Source organism: Bradyrhizobium sp. CCBAU 53340, from assembly GCF_015291645.1.
Lineage (GTDB): Bacteria > Pseudomonadota > Alphaproteobacteria > Rhizobiales > Xanthobacteraceae > Bradyrhizobium.
In genome coordinates this window covers 3,371,578-3,392,491 of the sequence record NZ_CP030055.1, presented here as the reverse complement: position 1 = coordinate 3,392,491, position 20,914 = coordinate 3,371,578, and the positions used below count along the sequence as shown (strand labels likewise).

Annotated in this window: 12 protein-coding genes; 1 reads left to right on the top strand and 11 read right to left on the bottom strand. The window is 62.9% G+C overall.

The features are described 5' to 3' along the window. Window positions 1-20: 20 nt before the first annotated feature. From rpsJ to rpsL, 5 genes are all read right to left on the bottom strand, one after another. Window positions 21-329 (bottom strand): 30S ribosomal protein S10, encoded by a 309-nt coding sequence (gene rpsJ, locus XH89_RS15905; protein ID WP_002712302.1) that lies wholly within the window; start codon window positions 327-329, stop codon window positions 21-23. Window positions 330-410: 81 nt separating this feature from the next. After that, the gene (gene tuf, locus XH89_RS15900) at window positions 411-1,601 is read right to left on the bottom strand and encodes an elongation factor Tu (protein ID WP_194467931.1); all 1,191 of its coding nucleotides are present in this window, start codon (window positions 1,599-1,601) and stop codon (window positions 411-413) included. Window positions 1,602-1,641: 40 nt separating this feature from the next. Beyond that, window positions 1,642-3,714, bottom strand: a complete 2,073-nt coding sequence (gene fusA / locus XH89_RS15895) for an elongation factor G (protein ID WP_194467930.1) — start codon at window positions 3,712-3,714, stop codon at window positions 1,642-1,644. A gap of 33 nt (window positions 3,715-3,747) precedes the next feature. Next, window positions 3,748-4,218: a 30S ribosomal protein S7 gene (gene rpsG, locus XH89_RS15890; RefSeq protein WP_008136420.1), complete on the bottom strand. Its 471-nt coding sequence runs from the start codon at window positions 4,216-4,218 to the stop codon at window positions 3,748-3,750. A 15-nt stretch (window positions 4,219-4,233) separates the two neighbouring features. Further along, window positions 4,234-4,605, bottom strand: coding sequence for a 30S ribosomal protein S12 (gene rpsL, locus XH89_RS15885; protein ID WP_007603006.1), 372 nt, complete (start codon window positions 4,603-4,605; stop codon window positions 4,234-4,236). 672 nt (window positions 4,606-5,277) lie between these two features. Here rpsL and XH89_RS15880 point away from each other — a divergent pair. After that, window positions 5,278-6,531 (top strand): NAD(P)/FAD-dependent oxidoreductase, encoded by a 1,254-nt coding sequence (locus tag XH89_RS15880; RefSeq protein WP_194467929.1) that lies wholly within the window; start codon window positions 5,278-5,280, stop codon window positions 6,529-6,531. Here the strand turns inward: XH89_RS15880 and XH89_RS15875 are convergent. The 6 genes from XH89_RS15875 to rplJ form a co-directional block, all read right to left on the bottom strand. Continuing rightward, entirely contained in the window at window positions 6,444-8,477 is a 2,034-nt protein-coding gene (locus XH89_RS15875; RefSeq protein ID WP_194467928.1) for an ABC transporter ATP-binding protein, read from the bottom strand. The genes XH89_RS15880 and XH89_RS15875 overlap by 88 nt on opposite strands. 125 nt (window positions 8,478-8,602) lie before the next feature. Continuing rightward, complete coding sequence (locus tag XH89_RS15870) at window positions 8,603-10,669, bottom strand: FAD-dependent oxidoreductase (RefSeq protein ID WP_194467927.1); 2,067 nt, start codon at window positions 10,667-10,669, stop codon at window positions 8,603-8,605. A 193-nt stretch (window positions 10,670-10,862) separates the two neighbouring features. Then, window positions 10,863-15,059: a DNA-directed RNA polymerase subunit beta' gene (gene rpoC / locus XH89_RS15865; protein WP_194467926.1), complete on the bottom strand. Its 4,197-nt coding sequence runs from the start codon at window positions 15,057-15,059 to the stop codon at window positions 10,863-10,865. A 129-nt stretch (window positions 15,060-15,188) separates the two neighbouring features. After that, window positions 15,189-19,313, bottom strand: coding sequence for a DNA-directed RNA polymerase subunit beta (rpoB, locus tag XH89_RS15860; protein WP_194467925.1), 4,125 nt, complete (start codon window positions 19,311-19,313; stop codon window positions 15,189-15,191). Window positions 19,314-19,783: 470 nt separating this feature from the next. Beyond that, window positions 19,784-20,161, bottom strand: coding sequence for a 50S ribosomal protein L7/L12 (gene rplL / locus XH89_RS15855; protein ID WP_018647233.1), 378 nt, complete (start codon window positions 20,159-20,161; stop codon window positions 19,784-19,786). A 53-nt stretch (window positions 20,162-20,214) separates the two neighbouring features. Next, a complete protein-coding gene (rplJ, locus tag XH89_RS15850; protein WP_194467924.1) occupies window positions 20,215-20,733 on the bottom strand; it encodes a 50S ribosomal protein L10 in 519 nt (172 codons plus the stop codon). Window positions 20,734-20,914 lie beyond the last annotated feature (181 nt).

The window sequence follows — 20,914 nt, the reverse complement described above, 5'->3', positions numbered from 1 at the left end:
GCGAACGTGATCCAAAATTCTTAGAGCTTGATCTCGACGTCGACACCGGCGGCCAGGTCGAGCTTCATCAAAGCGTCGACGGTCTGCGGGGTCGGATCGACGATGTCGAGCAGACGCTTGTGAGTGCGCATCTCGAACTGTTCGCGGCTCTTCTTGTCGACGTGCGGCGAACGGTTGACGGTGAACTTCTCGATGCGGGTGGGCAGCGGAATGGGTCCGCGGACCTGCGCACCGGTGCGCTTCGCCGTGTTCACGATCTCGCGGGTCGACGTATCGAGGATACGATGGTCGAACGCTTTGAGACGGATGCGAATATTTTGGCCGTTCATTGCCGTGGTCTCTCTTCGTTGGGTGGCGAATAGCGAATAGCGAATGTCACCACTCGCTATTCGCCGTCCCTATTCTCGTAATTACTCGATGATCGAGGCGACGACGCCGGCGCCGACGGTGCGGCCACCTTCGCGGATGGCGAAGCGGAGCTTCTCTTCCATCGCGATCGGCACGATCAGGTGCACTTCCATCGCGATGTTGTCGCCCGGCATCACCATCTCGGTGCCTTCCGGCAGGTGCACGACACCGGTCACGTCGGTGGTGCGGAAGTAGAACTGCGGGCGGTAGTTGGTGAAGAACGGGGTGTGGCGACCGCCCTCTTCCTTGGTGAGGATGTAAGCCTCGGCCTTGAACTTGGTGTGCGGCTTGACCGAACCCGGCTTGCAGAGCACCTGGCCGCGCTCGACGTCTTCACGCTTGGTACCGCGGAGCAGCGCACCGATGTTGTCACCGGCCTGGCCCTGATCGAGCAGCTTGCGGAACATTTCGACGCCGGTGACGGTGGTCTTCTGGGTGGCGCGGAGACCGACGATCTCGATTTCCTCGCCGACCTTGACGACGCCGCGCTCGACACGGCCGGTCACGACGGTGCCGCGGCCCGAGATCGAGAACACGTCTTCAACCGGCATCAGGAACGGCTGGTCGATCGGACGCTCCGGCTGCGGGATGTAGCTGTCGACGTTCTTCATCAGCTCGATGATGGCGTCGTGGCCGAGCTTCTTGTCCGAATCTTCGAGGGCGGCGAGAGCCGAACCCTTGATGATCGGGATCTTGTCGCCCGGGAAGTCGTACTTGGAGAGCAGCTCGCGAACCTCGAGCTCGACCAGCTCGAGCAGTTCCGGATCGTCGACCATGTCGCACTTGTTGAGGAACACGACGAGCGCGGGAACGCCGACCTGGCGGGCGAGCAGGATGTGCTCGCGGGTCTGCGGCATCGGGCCGTCAGCAGCCGACACGACCAGGATCGCACCGTCCATCTGGGCGGCGCCGGTGATCATGTTCTTCACGTAGTCGGCGTGGCCGGGGCAGTCGACGTGAGCGTAGTGGCGGTTCGGCGTCTCGTACTCGACGTGCGCGGTCGAGATAGTGATGCCGCGCGCCTTCTCTTCCGGCGCCTTGTCGATCTGGTCGTACGCGGTGAACGTTGCACCGCCGGCTTCGGCGAGAACCTTGGTGATCGCCGCGGTCAGCGACGTCTTACCATGGTCGACGTGACCGATGGTGCCGATGTTGCAGTGCGGCTTGGTACGTTCAAACTTTGCTTTGGCCATTTGACTCTCCGTTCAATCGTCAGCTTTCAACCGACGACAATCAGGCAAACTTCTTCTGGACTTCTGCCGACACGTTGGCCGGCGCTTCTGCGTAGTGGTCGAATTGCATCGTGAAGGTCGCGCGACCCTGGCTCATCGAGCGCAGGTTATTCACGTAACCGAACATGTTCATGAGCGGCACCATCGCGTTGATGACGTTGGCGTTGCCGCGCATGTCCTGACCCTGGATCTGACCGCGCCGCGAGTTCAGGTCACCGATGACCGAGCCGGTGTAGTCTTCCGGGGTCACCACTTCGACCTTCATGATCGGCTCGAGCAGGACGGACTTGCCCATCTGCAGCGCTTCGCGGAAGCAGGCGCGCGAGGCGATTTCGAAGGCGAGCGCCGACGAGTCGACGTCGTGATACTTGCCGTCGACGAGCTGCACCTTGACGTCGACCACGGGGAAGCCCGCGACCACGCCGGAGGACAGAACGCTCTCGAGGCCCTTCTCGACGCCGGGGATATATTCCTTCGGCACCGCACCGCCGACGATCTTCGATTCGAACTCGTAGCCCTTGCCGGGCTCGTTCGGCTCGACGATGAACGACACGGCCGCGAACTGGCCGGTACCACCGGTCTGCTTCTTGTGGGTGTAGCTGTGCTCGACGCGCTTGGTGAGACGCTCGCGGAACGCCACCTGCGGCGCACCGATGTTGGCGTCGACCTTGTAGGTGCGCCTGAGGATGTCGACCTTGATGTCGAGGTGGAGTTCGCCCATGCCCTTCAGGATGGTCTGGCCGGATTCGTGGTCGGTCGACACGCGGAAGGACGGATCCTCCGCGGCGAGCTTGGCCAGCGCCACGCCCAGCTTCTCCTGGTCGGCCTTGGACTTCGGCTCGATCGCGATCTCGATGACCGGCTCGGGGAATTCCATCTTTTCCAGGATCACCTGCTTGTCGGGATCGCACAGCGTGTCACCGGTGCGCGCTTCCTTCAGGCCGGCCAGCGCGACGATGTCGCCGGCATAGGCTTCCTTGATGTCTTCGCGGTTGTTCGCATGCATCAGCAGCATGCGCCCGATGCGCTCCTTCTTCTCGCGGGTCGAGTTCACGACGCCGGTGCCCGACGACAGAACGCCCGAATAGATGCGGCAGAAGGTAATGGTGCCGACGAACGGGTCGTCCATGATCTTGAACGCGAGCAGAGCCAGCGGCTCCTTGTCGTCCGCCTTGCGCACGACTTCGTTGCCCTTGTCGTCGGTGCCCTTGATCGCGGGAACGTCGAGCGGCGACGGCAGGTAGTCGACGACGGCGTCGAGCAGCGGCTGCACGCCCTTGTTCTTGAAGGCCGAGCCGCACAGCACGGGATAGAACGCACCGGTCAGCACCGCCTTGCGGATCAGGCGCTTCAGGGTCGCCTCATCCGGCTCCTTGCCGTCGAGGTAAGCGGCCATGGCGTCGTCGTCGAGCTCGACGGCGGCTTCCACCATCTTCTCGCGGTATTCCTTGGCCTGGTCGACGAGATCTTCCGGGATATCGACATAGTCGAACTTCGCGCCGAGCGACTCGTCATTCCAGACGACGCCCTTCATCTTCACGAGGTCGACGAGACCTTTGAAGTTGTTCTCGGCACCGATCGGAAGCTGGATCGCGACGGGCTTGGCACCCAGACGGTCAACGATGTCGGCCAGACACTTGAAGAAGTCGGCGCCGATCTTGTCCATCTTGTTGGCGAAGACGATGCGCGGAACCTTGTACTTGTCGCCCTGGCGCCAGACGGTCTCGGTCTGGGGCTCGACGCCCTGGTTCGAGTCGAGCACGCAGACGGCGCCGTCGAGCACACGCAGCGAACGCTCGACTTCGATGGTGAAGTCGACGTGGCCGGGGGTGTCGATGATGTTCAGACGCTTGCCGGCCCAGAATGCGGTGGTCGCAGCCGAGGTGATCGTGATGCCACGCTCCTGCTCCTGCGCCATCCAGTCCATCGTCGCGGCACCTTCGTGCACTTCGCCGATCTTGTGGCTCTTGCCGGTGTAATAGAGGATGCGCTCGGTCGTCGTCGTCTTGCCGGCGTCGATATGCGCCATGATACCGAAGTTACGGTAGTCCTCGATGGCATGTTGGCGGGGCATAGGGTGTTCCTTGCGAGTCCGTTTGTTTCGCCGTTACCAGCGATAGTGCGAGAAGGCGCGGTTGGCTTCCGCCATCCGGTGCACGTCTTCGCGCTTCTTGACGGCGTTCCCACGGTTGTTCGACGCATCCAGGAGCTCTGCCGAGAGACGCTCCGTCATCGTCTTTTCATTGCGCTCGCGCGCGGCCGAGATCAGCCAGCGAATGCCCAGCGCCTGACGGCGGGTCGAACGAACTTCCACCGGAACCTGATAGGTCGCGCCGCCGACGCGGCGGGAGCGGACCTCGATGGTCGGCATGACGTTCTCAAGCGCCTGCTCGAACACGCCGAGCGGGTTCTGCTTGGTCTTGGATTCGATGATGCCGAACGCACCGTAGACGATGCCTTCCGCGACCGACTTCTTGCCGGCGTACATCACCGAGTTCATGAACTTGGTGACGATGATGTTCCCGAACTTCGGATCGGGAAGAACTTCGCGCTTTTCCGCTGAGTGGCGACGAGACATTGAGCTGGTTCCCGCTTACTTCGGACGCTTCGCGCCGTACTTCGAACGACGCTGCTTACGGTTCTTGACGCCCTGGGTATCCAGGACGCCGCGGAGGATGTGGTAGCGCACGCCCGGCAAGTCCTTGACGCGGCCGCCGCGGATCATCACCACCGAGTGCTCCTGGAGGTTATGGCCCTCACCCGGGATGTAGCCGATCACCTCGAAACCATTGGTCAGGCGCACCTTGGCGACCTTACGAAGCGCCGAGTTCGGCTTCTTCGGGGTCGTGGTGTAGACGCGGGTGCAAACACCACGCTTCTGCGGCGACTGCTGCAGCGCCGGCACCTTCTTGCGCGACTTCTGCACTTCACGCGGTTGAGCGATCAGCTGGTTGATCGTCGGCATCCTGGCCTTACCCTTTGTTATCGCGGCCCCTTCCGGGCCCGCTGTCTTGCCGCGGCCCGTTGCCGGGACCGCAAATTCTTGTCGCGCTACCCGCCCGACGGGGCCCGCCTCGCGCGGAACAACCCGCACAAAGCGAAATTGCGCCATCCGCTCCATTGCTGAGCAGAAAGCGCTTCGACGCCACAGAGGACCGCAGTATTGAGGCCGATCAGCATAAAGCCGCGGCCCGCGCACTGAGGTCATGCATCCGAATTCGGCCTCACGAGAACATGCTCGAGAGACCTAAAATCGCACTGGCATTGCCTAGCTATTATCGACAGCGTTTGAGCGGCATTCGTCGAGGTTGGTGCCCGTCTTTGCGACCCCTCAGGGATCAAACGGGTGGCCCGTTCCGACGTTGGCGATGCTCACCGCCTGTCGTTAAGTGAGGCGCTTTCTATAAGTGAGAATCGATCAAGTCAAGGCGAAACGACAGTCACAAAGCGCTTCTCGCGCCTTGAGAAATCGCCCGCCGGCCTCCCCACCGCGCATCCCGGATATGGGAGCGGAAGCCCCCGTTCACCAGAACCGCAACCAATTTTTACCCGGGAGAAATGTACTTTTATATCGCCCGCTAAGGCTTTTTTTTCTCTTGATGCGTCAATCTGCCACCTCCGGCAGAGACAGGCGCCCATGCGGTACATCGATATTGCCATCGTCGGCGGGGGACTTGCCGGCTCGACCGCCGCCGCGATGCTCGGGCGCGCCGGCATTTCGACGGTGCTGATCGACCCGCACCAGACCTATCCTGCCGACTTTCGCGTCGAAAAGCTGAGCGGTCACGGACAGATCGAGCGATTCCGGCGAACCGGAATCGCCGACTCAGTGCTGCGTCGCGCGACCTTCTCGGGCGAGAACTGGATCGCGCGCTTCGGCCATCTCCTCGACAAGGCGCCGAGCCGGCAATTCAACATCCTCTACGATTCCCTGGTCAACGCGGTCCGCGACGAGATCCCTGAAGCGGTCGAGCGGATTTGGAGCAAGGCGATATCGGTCGAGGCCAGCCCGGAGCGGCAGCGAATCGCGCTGGCCAACGACGAGACGATTTCGGCCCGCCTGGTCGTGCTCGCCAACGGCCTGAACGTCGGCCTGCGCCACCAGCTCGGCATCATCAGAAAGATCGTCAGTGCCTGCCATTCGATCTCAATCGGGTTCGACGTGGCGCCTGCCGGCCGGAATTCCTTCGACTTCCCGGCCCTGACCTATTTCTCGGAGCGGCCGAGCGACCGCATCCCCTACATCTCGCTGTTTCCGGTCGGCACGCGGATGCGGGCCAATCTGTTCGTGTATCGCGGCTTCGACGATCCCTGGCTGCGCGAATTGCGCCGCGCGCCAGCCGAGACATTGAATACCGCCCTGCCCCGGCTGAAGCGCGTCACCGGCCCGTTCGACATCGTCGGCGAGATGAAGGTCCGCCCAGTCGATCTCTACGTGAATGACGCCAGCCACCAGCCGGGCGTGGTGCTGGTGGGCGATGCTTTCGCAACCTCCTGCCCGGTCGCCGGCACCGGCTGCGACAAGGTGTTCACCGACGTCGAACGGCTCTGCAATATCCACATCCCGCAATGGCTGGCGTCCGATGGGATGGATGCGGGCAAGATCGCCGCCTTCTACGCTGATCCGGTGAAGCGGGCCTGCGATCAATGGTCGGCGGCGAAGGCGTTCGACTTCCGCTCGGTTTCGATTGCGACAAGCCCCTACTGGACCGCGCAGCGCTGGGCCCGCTTCATGGCGTGGTCGACCCAGGGACTATTGCGGCGGCTCGGAGGGGTGATCCATCTGGAGCCGAATTTCCTCGGTCACTCCTCCTCGTCGTCCTCGTCCTCATCATCCTCGTCGAGGTCGTCCTCATCGTCTTCGTCATCATCGCTGTCGACGTCGGCCTGAGCGGCCGCGCCGTGGGGCTGGTGGATCTGGTCGTTCCACAGCTTGCGATAGGTGCCGTTCTTGGCCAGCAGTTCGGCGTGCGAGCCGCGCTCGATCGCCCTGCCCCCTGAAATCACGATGATCTCGTCCATCTCGACCACCGAAGTCAAGCGGTGGGTCGACCAGATCATGGTGCGGCCCTTGGCGACCTTCAGCAATGTGCGGTTGATCGCCGCTTCCGTGGTCTGATCGAGCGCGGAGGTGGCTTCATCGAGCAGCAGCACCGAGGGATTACGGATGATCGCGCGGGCGATTGCGATGCGCTGGCGCTGGCCGCCCGACAGCGTATCGCCGCGCTCGCCGACCGGCGTGTCGTAGCGCTGCGGCAGGCTCATGATGTAGCGGTGGATCTCGGCTTTCTTGGCGGCCTCCTCCACTTCCTCGTCGGTGGCGCCTTCCTTGCCGAGCCGGATGTTCTCGCGGATCGACATGTTGAACAGCATGTTCTCCTGGAACACCACCGCCATGCTGCGGCGGAGCGAATCCAGCGTCACCTTGCGGACGTCGACGCCGTCGATGGTGACGCGCCCCTCGTCCGGCACGTAGAGCCGCAGGATCAGATTGAGCAGCGTGCTCTTGCCGGAGCCCGAGGGACCGACGATGGCGATGCTCTTGCCGACGTTGAGCTTGAGGCTGAGATTGTCCAGCACCGGCGTCTGGCCGCCCTCGTACTGGAACGTCACATGGTCGAAGGTGATGTCGTTGGTGATGCGCGGCAGATCCGGCGCGCCGGGGCGATCGGCGCCGCGGGTGGGCTCGTCGAGCAGCTCCTGGATGTGGCGGATCGCGGCGGCCGAGGAGATCGACACCGGGATGAAGTGCATCACGTGGGCGATGTTGTAGGAGACCTCCCAGAACGCGCTCTCGAAGGTGACGAAGGTTCCGATGGTGATCTGCCCCTTGGTCGCGAGATAGGCGCCGATCGCGAGCACGACGAGGTGCAACAGCAACACCGAGATGGTGACCGTCCGCTCCACCATCGTCGACAGGAATCCGGCAACCGCAATCCGGTTGCGGGTCTCGTCATTGCGGAAGGTAAAGAAGCCGAACATCTTGCGCTGCAGGCTGAACGCCTTGATCACGGCCTGCGCCGCCACGTTCTCCTGCACCATGCCGAGCAGCGCGCTTTCGTTGAGCTTCTGCTCGTAATTGGCCTGCACCGCCTTCGGCGTCAGGATCCGCGGGCCGATCAGCGTGATCGGGAACACCAGCAGCGCGACCACCGCGAGCTGCCAGTTCAGGAACAGCATCAGGATGATGCCGGCGATCAACTCCAGGAACGGCAGCGCGGCGCTGTTGGTAAAGGTCTTGACCGAACCTTCGAAGGCCGAGAGGTCGACCGAGAAGCGCGACAGGATCTCGCCGCGCTTGGTGCGGCCGAAATAGGCGGCCGGCAGGTCCTGGACGTGTTCGAACAGACGCTTGCGGACGTCGGAGATGATGCGGGCGGCCAGCCGCGCATCCCAGCGCTCGTACCAGACCGCGACGATCGAGGTGAAGATGCCGGCGATCGCGAGCACGCCGAGGATCTTGTACAGCGCCTGGAAATCCTCCTCGCCGAGCGCATCGTCGATGAGGAACTTGAGGCTGAGCGGCATGATGACATTGAACAGCGTCTCGACCATTACGCCGAACGCCACATAGCCCAGGATGCGCTTGTAGTTGGACAGGAAGGGCTTGACGAAGCCCAGGATGGTCGCGAGCGCGCCGGCGGCTTCGCGGGCGGTAAAGACGACGAGGTCCTCGTCATCGTCGTCGTCGAGCTCAAGCTCGTCGTCGTCCTCGTCTTCGTCTTCGTCGTCCTCGTTCAGCTCGGGCTCGTGGCCGGCGGCGAGCTTGTCCTCGAGCTCGGCCGCCTCTTGTGCAGCGAGCTTCTGTCTGTCGGGGGAGAGAGGTCTGGACGCCATGAAACCAACCGATGCTGACGGCCGGCATGACCGCAGAGAAATAGCGGAATGCCGCTACTTGCACCAATTTTATGCGATCAGGATGAATTCGGCAAAGCAATTGGCGAATTCATCCGCTCTGTGAGCTAGCCGTCGCCGTCTTCGTCCTCGACCTTGTCGAAGAAGGAATAGCGCAAGGAGTCGGCGTCGGCATACCACTGGCCCGGCCCCTTGTTGGCCGCGAGCGTCGCGGTCCAGAGCGCGTCGGTGCAGTCCTTGCGGTGCATCGACAGATCGAAACCGTTGCCGAAGAACAGTTCGGACCATTCCCACCAGGTGCCGAGCTTCTTGACCCCGCGCAAGAGGTCGTAGCGATCGATCACGACCGATGCCATGTCCGAGGTGATCGAGCCGAACACGAGCCCGGTCTTGACCACACGGTTCAACTCGCGGATCGCGCGGACCACCTGCTTGGGGGCCACGTGGCAGAGGCTGGTCTCGAACACATAGTCGAAACTGCCGTCCTTGAACGGCATGTCGGTGATCGAGCCGAGCTTGTTGTATTTCTTCAGCGCCTTCGGCGTCTTGGCGTGGATCGCGCGGTTGTTCTCGATGCCCCAGGCATCGATGCCGCGCTCACGCAGCGCACCGACCAGCTCGCCGCTGGCCGAGCCCGCGACCAGAAGCTTGGCGCCCTTCGCCTTGTCCCAGACGATGCTGATCAGCTTGGTCAGATAATCTGGGTCGGTGAAATGGCTCCAGACTTCGCTGTAGGGACCGAGGCCGCGATAATTCTCGAAATAGTCGCGGTCGATCCTGTCGGAGATCGGCTCGCCCTTTTCCTGCGCGCGTTCGCGGCGCAGGCGCATCATCTCGGTCAGGATGATGTCGGTCGCCGCATCCGAGGAGTCGAGCAGGCCGTTCAGCGTGGAGTCGAACAGATAGTCGCCGACCACGACGATGCCGGGATGCTGCTTCGGCTCGGGCCGGTGATTGGTCATGACGTCGCGCACGGGCAGACCGCCCGGAATCGCGTTCACCGACGACAGCCAGCGGTGGATCTTGCCTTCGATGAAATGCTCACGCACGTTGCCAAGCGAGGCCGGCAGCGATTTCAGCGCGGCATCGATCAGCTCCTGGTCCGACAGGTTGGCGAAGGCCAGCGCATCGGAGCCGGGAATCAGCCAGTTCAGCACGCCGTGCTTGCCGACGTCGTGACGCGCGCCCTCGTTGTAGACGCAGCAGCCGCCGAAAGCCTCCGACATAAACCAGGCGCCGGGAATCTTCTCGCCCCAGAATGGCGTGTCGAACAGGATCGAGACGCGCAAATAATGCGCGGGACGGTCGAAATAGGCGACGTGCTTGACCATCGACTTGCGCAGCTGCTCGCCTTCCCACCCCATCGTGGCGAGCCAGGAATGCGGGAGGCAGACCAGCACGAGATCGAAGTCGCGCGTCTCCGGCCCCTTCCCGTTCATCATCTTGAGCTGGTAGCGGCCCGTCGGCACCTTGCCGACCGTGAGCACGCGATGATTGAGCTGGATGTCGGCATTGACCTCCGACTGCAGGCACTCGATCAGCTGCTCGTTGCCGTTCTGGATGGAGTAGAGGCCGATATAGCCGTCGACATCCATCAGATAGTTCTTGAGCGCGTTGAGGCCGTTGGTGTTGTGGCTTTCGGTCGCGATGTCCGAGCGCGCCATCACCTTGAAGAATCGCTTTGCGGTCTCGTCCTCGACTTCTTCATCGAGCACCTGCTCGGCAGTCTTGTAGGCCCAGGGGTTTTCGTTGTCGTGGGCGCCGACACCTTCGTAATATTCGATCGGCGACATCTCGTCGGCGCAGCGCTTGCGGAAGGCCTCGATCGCAGCCGCTGTCTTGGCGCCGTATTTGCGGCGCATGCCGGGAACATCGTTCAACAGCTCGCCGTCGAGGTGCACCTGTTCGGCGTCCATCGGAATGGTCTGCAATCCGAAATGCTGGATCAGCTCGCGCAGCGGATCGGGGCCCGTCATCGAGTAGTCGTAGATCTCGGCAACGCCGGCCTCGTACATTGCCGGCGCGGAATCGAATTTGCGCGTGACGATCTTGCCGCCGAGGCGGTCGGACGCTTCGTAAATGGTGATGCGGCAGAGATCGCCGAGCTTACGCTTCAGGTACCAGGCGCTCATCAGCCCGCCGGGGCCGCCGCCTACGATTGCGAGATCAAGCATGTGAGTTCCGTGGTCTCCGGCCCTGTCCCCCGTCACGGGACCACCGGTCTAAGTTCCCTTAGCAGAAGCGCTTTGGCGCCTGAAGGAAAGATGAACAAAGGTTGATCCCGCATCGCAACAGGCAATCAAAGCAGCAAAAAGGCCGGCTTTCGCCGGCCCTTTCATTGTCCTCGGTATTCCTACGGATGAACCATCATTCCGCAGGCGGCAGAGCCATCGGCTCCGCCTCGGGCGCCGGCGGCACGACCGACGCCTGCTTCTCGCGCTCGTCGAGAATCAGCTTGTCGCGCTTCATCGCGACTTCGCGGATCTTGGCCATGGAGGCGCCGGTGCCTGCCGGGATCAGCCGGCCGACGATGACGTTCTCCTTGAGGCCTTCGAGCGGATCGATCTTGCCGTTGACCGCCGCTTCCGTGAGGACGCGGGTGGTCTCCTGGAACGAGGCCGCCGAGAAGAAGGAGCGGGTCTGCAGGCTCGCCTTGGTGATGCCGAGCAGAACCGGCGTACCTGTGGCGGGCTTCTTGCCCTCTTCCTTGGCCTTCTCGTTCAGCGCGTCGAACTCGATCTTGTCGACCTGCTCACCGGAGATCATGTCCGTGTCGCCCTGGTCGGTGATTTCCACCTTCTGGAGCATCTGACGGACAATCACCTCGATGTGCTTGTCGTTGATGAGCACGCCCTGGAGCCGGTAGACCTCCTGGATTTCGTTGACCAGATAGGCCGCGAGCTCTTCGATACCCTTGACCGCAAGGATGTCGTGCGGCGCCGGATTGCCTTCCACGATGAAGTCGCCCTTTTCGACGACGTCGCCGTCCTGAAGGTGGATGTGCTTGCCCTTCGGGATCAGGTACTCGCGCGGCTCGTCGGTCTTGTCCATCGGCTCGATCGAGATGCGACGCTTGTTCTTGTAGTCGCGCCCGAACCGGATGGTGCCCGCGATTTCGGCGATGATCGCCGCATCCTTCGGACGCCGTGCCTCGAACAGTTCCGCCACCCGCGGCAGACCGCCGGTGATGTCACGCGTCTTGGCGCTTTCGGTCGAGACACGGGCGAGGATGTCACCCGGGTTGACCTTGGCTCCGACGTCGACCGAGAGAATGGCGTCGACCGACAGCATGTAGCGGGCGTCGCCACCACGGGCGAGCTTGAGCACCTTGCCGTCCTTGCCCTTGACCACGATGGCCGGACGCAGGTCCGAGCCGCCGCGGGTCGAGCGCCAGTCGATGACCACGCGCTTGGCGATACCGGTGGCCTCGTCCAGCGTTTCCGAGATCGACTGTCCTTCGACCAGGTCCTCGAAGCCGATGGTGCCTTCCACTTCGGTGAGAAGCGGACGGGTGTACGGGTCCCACTCGACGATGCGCTGGCCACGCTTGACCATATCGCCTTCGTCGACGTGCAGGCGCGAGCCGTACTGGACGCGGTGCGTCGCACGCTCGGTGCCGTCGGCATCGACCACCGCCACCACCATGTTGCGCACCATCGCGATCAGATGACCTTCGCTGTTGCGGGCGATGGCCTTGTTCCGGATCACGATCTTGCCGTCGAAATTGGCTTCGACGAAAGACTGCTCGTTGAGCTGCGCCGCACCACCGATGTGGAAGGTGCGCATGGTGAGCTGGGTGCCCGGCTCACCGATCGACTGCGCCGCGATGACGCCGACGGCTTCGCCGTGGTTGACCGGCGTACCGCGGGCGAGGTCGCGGCCGTAGCACTTGCCGCAGATGCCGTTGACGAGTTCGCAGGTCAGCGCCGAGCGGATCTTCACCTCCTGAACACCACCCTGCTGGATGGCCTCCAGATGGCTCTCTTCCATCAGCGTGTCGCGCTTGATGATCACCTTGCCCGAGCTGTCACGGATGTCTTCGCAGGCCGTGCGTCCGAGGATGCGCGAACCGAGCGAAGCGACCACCGTGCCGGCATCGACGATGGCGCGCATCTTGATGCCGAGCTTGGTGCCGCAGTCGGACTGCGTGATGATGCAGTCCTGCGCGACGTCGACCAGACGGCGGGTCAGGTAACCCGAGTTCGCGGTCTTCAACGCGGTGTCCGCGAGGCCCTTACGGGCGCCGTGGGTCGAGTTGAAGTACTCGAGAACCGAGAGGCCTTCCTTGAAGTTCGAGATGATCGGCGTCTCGATGATCTCACCCGACGGCTTGGCCATCAGGCCGCGCATGCCGGCGAGCTGGCGCATCTGGGCCGGCGAACCGCGGGCACCGGAGTGGGCCATCATGTAGATTGAGTTGATGTCGGCGTCGGCTCCGCTCGCCGTCTTCTTGGTGGCGGAGATCTCCTTCATCATCGCCTTGGCGATTTCTTCCGTGGCCTTCGACCAGGCGTCGACGACCTTGTTGTACTTCTCGCCATGGGTGATCAGACCGTCGTTGTACTGCTGCTCGAAATCCTTCGCCAGCGTACGGGTGGTGTCGACGATCTTCCACTTGCCGTGCGGCACGACCATGTCGTCCTTGCCGAACGAGATGCCGGCCTTGAACGCATTGTAGAAGCCGAGCGCCATGATGCGGTCGCAGAAGATCACAGTCTCCTTCTGGCCGCAGTGACGGTAGACCTGGTCGATGACGCCCGAGATCTCGCGCTTGGTCATCAGCTTGTTGATGATCTCGTACGAGATACGCGGGTTCTTCGGCAGCAGATTGCCGAGCATGACGCGGCCCGCGGTGGTCTCGATCCAGCGCTTGGAGACCTTGCCGGTCTCGTCCATGCCTTCCCACCGGTACTTGATCTTGGTGTGGAGGTGGATGACCTTCGCGTGCAGGGCATGCTCGAGCTCGGCCATGTCGCCGAACAGCTTGCCCTCGCCGGGCAGGCCTTCGCGCATGATCGAGACGTAGTAGAGACCGAGCACGATGTCCTGCGACGGCACGATGATCGGCTGGCCGTTCGCCGGATGCAGGATGTTGTTGGTCGACATCATCAAGACGCGCGCTTCCAGCTGCGCTTCGAGCGACAGCGGAACGTGCACGGCCATCTGGTCGCCGTCGAAGTCGGCGTTGAACGCCGAGCAGACCAGCGGGTGAAGCTGGATCGCCTTGCCCTCGATCAGCACCGGCTCGAACGCCTGGATGCCCAGACGATGCAGCGTCGGCGCGCGGTTGAGCAGCACGGGATGCTCGCGGATCACCTCGTCCAGGATGTCCCAGACCTCGGGCCGCTCCTTCTCGACCAGCTTCTTGGCCTGCTTCACGGTGGTGGACAGGCCCTTGGCGTCAAGCCGCGAATAGATGAACGGCTTGAACAGCTCGAGCGCCATCTTCTTCGGCAGGCCGCACTGATGCAGGCGCAGCTCGGGACCGACCACGATCACCGAACGGCCCGAATAGTCGACGCGCTTGCCGAGCAGGTTCTGGCGGAAACGGCCCTGCTTGCCCTTGAGCATGTCGGCGAGCGACTTCAGCGGGCGCTTGTTGGCACCCGTGATGACGCGGCCGCGGCGGCCGTTGTCGAACAGCGCATCGACCGCTTCCTGAAGCATGCGCTTCTCGTTGCGGATGATGATGTCGGGCGCGCGCAGCTCCATCAGCCGCTTCAAGCGGTTGTTGCGGTTGATGACGCGGCGATACAGGTCGTTGAGGTCGGAGGTCGCAAAGCGGCCGCCGTCCAGCGGCACCAGCGGACGCAGGTCCGGCGGGATCACGGGAACGACAGTCAGGATCATCCATTCCGGCTTGTTGCCGGAGTGGCGGAAGGCCTCGACGATCTTCAGGCGCTTGGCGAGCTTCTTGTGCTTGATGTCGGAGTCGGTCTCCTGCATCTCCGCGCGCAAGCTGAGCTCGAGCTTCTCGAGGTCCATGCCCTTGAGCAGCTCGCGGATCGCCTCGGCGCCGATCATGGCGGTGAAGGAATCCTGGCCGTACTCGTCCTGCGCCTTCAGATACTCGTCTTCCGACAGCAGCTGACGGTCCTTCAGCGCGGTGAGGCCCGGCTCAAGCACGACGTAGTATTCGAAGTAGAGGATCCGCTCGAGATCCTTCAGCGTCATGTCGAGCAGGAGGCCGATGCGCGACGGCAGCGACTTCAGGAACCAGATGTGGGCGACGGGAGCTGCGAGCTCGATATGGCCCATGCGCTCGCGCCGGACGCGCGACAGCGTGACCTCGACCGAGCACTTCTCGCAGATGATGCCCTTGTACTTCATGCGCTTGTACTTGCCGCACAAGCACTCGTAATCCTTGATCGGCCCGAAGATGCGGGCGCAGAACAGGCCGTCGCGCTCGGGCTTGAAGGTACGGTAGTTGATGGTCTCCGGCTTCTTGATCTCGCCGTAGGACCAGGACAGAATCTTCTCCGGGGACGCGATCGAGATGCGGATCTGGTCGAAGACCTGAGCCGGCGTCGTCGGGTTAAAGAGATTCATAATTTCTTGGTTCATCGTCTTCTCCTCGCGTACCGGTCGCCTCCGGCCGCAAATTCGAAAATCACTTAAGCGGGGCGCCCTGCCCTCAAGGCATCGGGAGGGGCGCCAATGCCCGGCCGCGAAGGCCGGGCATGAAAGGTCGTGTTACTCGGCCGCTTCCGACGTCGGCGCCGGACCCATCTTGGAATTGTGCAGGTCGACGTTGAGGCCGAGCGAGCGCATTTCCTTGACCAGCACGTTGAACGATTCCGGGATACCGGCCTCGAAGGTGTCGTCGCCACGCACGATCGCCTCGTACACCTTGGTACGGCCGGCGACGTCGTCCGACTTCACGGTCAGCATTTCCTGCAGCGTGTAGGCCGCGCCGTAAGCTTCGAGCGCCCACACCTCCATTTCGCCGAAGCGTTGGCCGCCGAACTGCGCCTTGCCGCCCAGCGGCTGCTGGGTGACGAGCGAGTACGGACCGATCGAACGCGCGTGGATCTTGTCGTCCACGAGATGGTGCAGCTTGAGCATGTAGATGTAGCCCACCGTCACCTTGCGATCGAACGCATCGCCGGTGCGGCCGTCATAGACGGTCGACTGGCCCGAAGCGTCGAGACCCGCGAGCTTCAGCATCTCCTCGATGTCGGTTTCCTTGGCACCGTCGAACACCGGCGTCGCGATCGGCACGCCGCGGCTCAGATTGTGGCCGAGTTCAAGCAGCTCGTTGTCGTTGAGCGTCTTGATGGTCTCGTCCTCGCCGTAGACCTTCTTCAAGGTATCCTTCAGCGGCTTGATGTCCTGCTTCGACAGATAGGCATCGACCGTCTGGCCGATACGCTTGCCGAGGCCGGCGCAAGCCCAGCCGAGATGGGTCTCGAGGATCTGTCCGACGTTCATGCGCGAGGGCACGCCCAGCGGATTGAGCACGATGTCGGCATGCGTGCCGTCTTCGAGGAACGGCATGTCCTCGATCGGCACGATCTTCGACACCACGCCCTTGTTGCCGTGGCGGCCGGCCATCTTGTCGCCGGGCTGGATCTTGCGCTTCACCGCGACGAAGACCTTGACCATCTTCATCACACCGGGCGGCAATTCGTCGCCGCGCTGGAGCTTCTCGACCTTGTCGAGGAAGCGCTGCTCGAGCCCCTTCTTCGACTCGTCGTACTGCTTCCGCATGGCCTCGATCTCGGCCATCAGCTTGTCGTTCGGCGAAGCGAACAGCCACCACTGCGACTTCGGGTACTCCTCGAGCACCGCACGGGTGATCTTGGTGTCCTTCTTGAAGCCCTTGGGACCGGCAATGCCCTGCCGCCCCTCGAGGAGCTCGGCAAGACGGTTGTAGACGTTGCGGTCCAGGATCGCCTGCTCGTCGTCGCGGTCCTTGGCCAGACGCTCGATCTCTTCCCGCTCGATCGCCAGCGCACGCTCGTCCTTGTCGACGCCGTGACGGTTGAACACGCGGACTTCCACGATCGTGCCCTGCACGCCCGGGGGAACGCGCAGCGAGGTGTCGCGAACGTCGGACGCCTTTTCGCCGAAGATGGCGCGCAGAAGCTTTTCTTCCGGCGTCATCGGGCTTTCGCCCTTCGGCGTGATCTTGCCGACCAGGATGTCGCCGGCGCGCACTTCCGCACCGATGTAGACGATACCGGCTTCGTCGAGGTTCTTCAGCGCTTCTTCCGAGACGTTCGGAATGTCGCGAGTGATTTCCTCAGGCCCGAGCTTGGTGTCGCGGGCCATCACCTCGAACTCCTCGATGTGGATCGAGGTGAAGACGTCTTCCTTCACGATCCGCTCGGAGAGCAGGATCGAATCTTCGAAGTTGTAGCCGTTCCACGGCATGAACGCGACGAGCACGTTCCGGCCGAGCGCGAGCTCGCCGAGATCGGTCGACGGACCGTCGGCGATGATGTCGCCCTTCTTGACGATGTCGCCGACCTTCACCAGCGGACGCTGATTGATGCAGGTCGACTGGTTGGAACGCTGGTACTTCATCAGACGGTAGATATCGACGCCCGACTTGGTCGGATCGAGATCCTCCGTGGCGCGGATAACGACGCGGGTCGCGTCGATCTGGTCGATCACGCCCGAACGGCGCGCCGCGATCGCAGCACCCGAGTCACGCGCAACCACGCCTTCCATGCCGGTGCCGACGAACGGCGCCTCGGCGCGAACCAGCGGCACCGCCTGGCGCTGCATGTTCGAGCCCATCAGCGCGCGGTTGGCGTCGTCGTTCTCCAGGAACGGGATCAGCGCTGCTGCGACCGAAACGAGCTGCTTCGGCGACACGTCCATGTAGTCGACCTTGTCGGGCGTCAGCGGCACGACGTCGCGGGTGCCGCTCGCGCGGCAAACCACCAGGTCCTCGGTGAAGCGGCCCTTGGCATCGACCGGCACGTTGGCCTGAGCGACCGAATAACGGCCTTCCTCCATCGCCGAGAGGTACACGACCTCGTCGGTGACGCGACCGTCCTTGACCTTGCGATACGGCGTCTCGACGAAGCCGTACTTGTTCACGCGCGCGAACGTGGCGAGCGAGTTGATCAGGCCGATGTTCGGACCTTCCGGCGTCTCGATCGGGCAGATGCGGCCGTAATGCGTCGGATGCACGTCGCGCACCTCGAAGCCGGCGCGCTCGCGGGTCAGACCGCCCGGTCCAAGCGCCGAGAGGCGGCGCTTGTGGGTGATTTCCGACAGCGGGTTGGTCTGGTCCATGAACTGCGAGAGCTGCGAGGAGCCGAAGAACTCGCGCACGGCGGCAGCCGCCGGCTTCGCGTTGATCAGGTCCTGCGGCATGACCGTGTCGATGTCGACCGAGGACATGCGCTCCTTGATCGCGCGCTCCATACGCAGGAGGCCGATGCGGTACTGGTTCTCCATGAGCTCGCCGACCGAGCGCACACGGCGGTTGCCGAGATGGTCGATGTCGTCGATCTCGCCCTTGCCGTCGCGCAGGTCCACCAGCGTCTTGATGACGCAGAGGATGTCCTCCTTGCGCAGCGTGCGCTGGGTGTCGGGCGCATCGAGATCGAGGCGCATGTTCATCTTGACGCGACCGACCGCAGAGAGGTCGTAACGCTCGGCGTCGAAGAACAGCGACTGGAACATCGCCTGCGCCGAATCCAGCGTCGGCGGCTCGCCCGGACGCATCACGCGGTAGATGTCGAACAGCGCGTCTTCACGCGTCATGTTCTTGTCGGCCGCGAGCGTGTTGCGGATGTAGGCACCGACATTGACGTGGTCGATGTCGAGCAGCGGCAGTTCCTTGTAGCCGTGCTCGTTGAGGGCCTTCATCGACTTGTCGGTGATTTCCTCACCGGCTTCGGCGTGGATCTCACCGGTCTTCGGGTTGACGAGGTCCTCGGCGAGGTAATTGCCGACGAGCTCCTCATCCGACAGGCGCAGCGCCTTGAGCCCCTTCTCCTGGAGCTGGCGGGCGGCGCGGACGGTGAGCTTCTTGCCGGCCTCGAGCACGACCTTGCCGGTGTCGGCGTCGATCAGGTCGTTGATGGTCGAGTAGCCGCGGAAACGGTTGGCGTCGAACGGAACGCGCCAGCCTTCCTTGGTCCGCTTGTAGAGGATCTTCTTGTAGAACGTGGACAGGATCGCCTCGCCGTCGAGGCCGAGGGCGAACATCAGCGACGTCACCGGAATCTTGCGGCGACGGTCGATACGCGCATAGACGATGTCCTTGGCGTCGAACTCGATGTCGAGCCAGGAGCCGCGATACGGGATGACGCGGGCAGCGAACAGCAGCTTGCCCGACGAATGGGTCTTGCCCTTGTCGTGGTCGAAGAACACGCCCGGCGAACGGTGCATCTGCGAGACGATGACGCGCTCGGTGCCGTTCACGATGAAGGTGCCGTTCATCGTCATGAGCGGGATGTCGCCCATGTAGACGTCCTGCTCCTTGATGTCCTTCACCGACTTCGCGCCGGTTTCTTCATCGATATCGAACACGATGAGGCGCAGCGTCACCTTGAGAGGGGCCGCGAAGGTCATGCCGCGCTGGCGGCACTCATCGACGTCGTATTTGGGCTGCTCGAACTCGTAGCGGACGAATTCCAGCATCGAGGTGCCCGAAAAGTCGGAGATCGGGAACACGGAGCGGAACACGGCCTGCAGGCCCTCGTCGAGGCGCCCGCCCGCGGGCTCGTCGACCATCAGGAACTGGTCATAGGACGCCTTCTGAACCTCGATGAGGTTCGGCATCTCGGCGACTTCCTTGATGTGTCCGAAGAACTTGCGAACGCGTTTGCGACCGGTGAATGTCTGCTGCGCCATCGTGGCCTCTCATTTTCGCCGCCCGCTCTGGGCGAACCGTCCGGAACGCGGCTGCCACCGCTCTCCGGGTTGAATTTGTCGAACCCGCTTTGGGGGCCGAAGACTCAGGTTCAGGCCGGAATGTCCTGAATCCGTTCTTCAGACCTTCAAAACGCAAAACGACGCGCGGGGCGCTGGTGCGCGCCCGCCCGTCACAACGATCGTCTTCACGGACTGCAAAAGCCCGAAATAGCCTGCTCTCCCAACGGCTTACAGGGAAATCCGGCCTCCCTGCCACCGCGCTTTCGTGCTGTCGACCCGATATGGGACGACAATAGTGCAGATTCGAGGGGTAAACCCTCAAATCCCCACACTTTTTCGTGTCTGGCCCGCGTCGGGACGATCCGTCGCACGCCTTTTGCATCCGGCCCGCCCTTTGAGGCGGACCAAGGTCCCGGGCTTCCGCCCGGGACCCCGCCCGTAAGCGTTGCTTACTTGAGCTCGACCTTGGCGCCAGCCTTCTCGATCTGGGCCTTGATCTTCTCGGCTTCTTCCTTGTTCACGCCTTCCTTCAGCGGCTTCGGAGCACCCTCGACGAGGTCCTTTGCTTCCTTGAGGCCGAGACCGGTGATGGCGCGGACTTCCTTGATGACCTCGATCTTCTTCTCGCCGGCGGAGGCGAGAACGACCGTGAACTCGGTCTTCTCTTCAGCCGGAGCGGCGGCAGCGCCACCACCAGCCGGGCCGGCCACGGCGACAGCCGCGGCAGCCGAAACGCCCCACTTCTCTTCGAGGAGCTTCGCGAGTTCGGCAGCCTCGAGCACGGTGAGGCTCGAGAGGTCGTCAACGATCTTCTGCAAGTCAGCCATTGTTCAGTTTCCTTAGGTGTAAGTCTGGTTCGGTTTGAGTTTTGCGAAGGGCGTCAGGCCGCTTCGCCCTTTGAGGCATGAGCCTGGATGACGCGCGCGAGCTTGCCCGCGGGTGCGTTGGCGAGCTGAGCCAGCTTGGTCGCCGGAGCCACAAGCAGGCCGACGATTTTGCCGCGCAGTTCGTCAAGCGACGGCAGCGAGGCAAGCGCCTTCACGCCGTCGACATTCAGGACGGTCTTCCCCATCGAGCCGCCGATGATGACGAACTTTTCGTTCGCCTTGGCGAATTCGATGGCGACCTTTGGCGCCGCAACCGGATCGTTCGAAGTGGCGATCACGGTCGGCCCCTTCAGCATGGGGCCGATGGCAACGACGTCAGTGCCTTCAAGAGCAATTTTGGCGAGACGGTTCTTCGAGACCTTCACCGAGGCACCCGCCTGCTTCATCTGCTGGCGCAGCTTCTGCATCTGGGCGACGGTGAGGCCGGAATATTGAGCAACGATCGCGACGCTCGTGGTCTTGAAGACCCCATTGAGCTGTTCGACCGCGTCTTTTTTTGCCGCTCGTTCCACAGCAAGCTCTTTCCGGTTGGCGGTCATCGCGAAAGCGGGACCGCCGGGTTGCACCCATCGTCCCGCCCAAACCTGAACCTCAGGGCCAAAACCCATCGGACACGCCGGGCAAGACGACAATTCAAAGCCTGCCCTCCGGGAACCCGCTAAGGCCCACGGCGTGTCGAGGTCCGAACCAAAC